The sequence below is a fragment of the Mesorhizobium sp. M2A.F.Ca.ET.067.02.1.1 genome, from assembly GCF_004023285.1.
GTDB lineage: Bacteria > Pseudomonadota > Alphaproteobacteria > Rhizobiales > Rhizobiaceae > Mesorhizobium.
Map to the genome: position 1 here is coordinate 1 of NZ_RZSB01001090.1, position 1,396 is coordinate 1,396.

The following is a 1,396-nucleotide window of genomic DNA, read 5'->3' on the forward strand; positions in this document are numbered from 1 at the left end:
ATCCAGAAATCCCGCAAGATCGAGATGGCAAGCGCCGCCACGACGGGCAGCGTTGCCGCTGTCCAGATCGTATCGGGCGAGGCGATGTCGATACCGTTTCGCCAGACGCCCAGTCCGAGCGTCAGGCCGAGAACGGCGATGATCAGCAGCGCGCGCCGCAGCACGGATTCGTTCATGACGGCCGTCAAAGCTCGTCGATCATTTCCCGCAGCAAAAGCCGGACATCCTTTGCCGTCGCGGCAAGTTGCGGGTTGTCGATCGCTCCCATCGCCACCATCGGATCGACCGCCGCCACCTCGGTCTTGCCGGGGGCGGTCTCGGTCACGATCACGTTGCAGGGCAGCATCGCGCCGATCTTGTCCTCGGCCTGCAGCGCGCGCCATGCGAAATGCGGATTGCAGGCGCCGAGGATCATGTATGGCTTGAAGTCGACGCCCAGCTTGACCTTCATCGTGTGCTGGACATCGATCCTCGTCAGGATGCCGAAGCCCTTGCCGGCAAGCTTTCTGGTGACGTGTTCGATCGCCGCCGCGAACGGCATGTCGAGGCTCTTGCTGAAGTAATAGCTCATCGGATCCTCCTTCCATGGCGATCTTCGCCAGCAGCGACAGCTTGAGGGCAGTAGCTAGCCGCCGGGGTCGGATGGCGCTTTGATCCAGCGCAATGAATGCCAGCCGCCTTCGGTGAATGTGGCGGCAAGGAGTTCTCCAGGATGACAATCCGAAATCTTGAATACGCGGTCTCACCGAAATCCGTCGTTGTCGTCGGCGCGACCGAGCGCGTTGGCTCGGTCGGCCGCGTTGTCTTCGACAACATCGTCGGCGGCGGCTTCGAGGGGGAGATCTGGCCGGTCAATCCCAAACATGCGCAGGTGGTCGGCCACCGCTGCTACGGCAGGGTCGCCGATCTGCCGGGGGTTCCCGATCTGGCCGTGATCGTGACCCCTCCCGAGACTGTGCCCGACATCGTGCGGGAACTGGGCGAGAAGGGGACGCGAGCCGCCGTCGTCATCACCGCGGGGCTCAATCACGCCAATGGTCTGCGCCAGGCGATGCTCGATGCGGCCAAGCCCTCGCTCATGCGCATCATTGGCCCGAACACTGTCGGGCTGATGGTTCCCCCGGCGAAGCTCAACGCCGGTTTCGCCCATATGGCTGCGCGGCCCGGGAACATTGCGCTGATCTCGCAGTCCGGCGCCATCGCCACGTCGCTGATCGACTGGGCGGCCGAGAACAATGTCGGCTTTTCCCGGATCATCTCCCTCGGCGACATGGCGGACGTCGATGTCGGCGACTGCCTCGACATGCTGGCGGGCGATTTCCACACGCGCGCCATCGTGATGTATCTCGAAACCATACCCAATCCGCGCAAGTTCATGTCGGCCGCCCAGTCGATC

At 63.5% G+C, this 1,396-nt stretch carries 2 protein-coding genes; one reads left to right on the plus strand and one right to left on the minus strand.

Annotated features, from left to right (window positions below; all coding sequences use genetic code 11):
- Positions 1-184: 184 nt before the first annotated feature.
- Complete coding sequence (locus EOA28_RS35695; protein ID WP_127250443.1) at positions 185-571, minus strand: DUF302 domain-containing protein; 387 nt, start codon at positions 569-571, stop codon at positions 185-187.
- A gap of 141 nt (positions 572-712) precedes the next feature.
- On the opposite strand from EOA28_RS35695, the gene EOA28_RS35700 reads away from it, so the two are divergent.
- A partial coding sequence (locus tag EOA28_RS35700; RefSeq protein ID WP_189342380.1) for a CoA-binding protein occupies positions 713-1,396 on the plus strand: 684 nt, incomplete at its 3' end.

Bases quoted from the DNA above. Each gene is read 5' to 3' on its own strand.
- EOA28_RS35695 (WP_127250443.1), bottom strand. From the start codon at position 571: ATGAGCTATTACTTCAGCAAGAGCCTCGACATGCCGTTCGCGGCGGCG.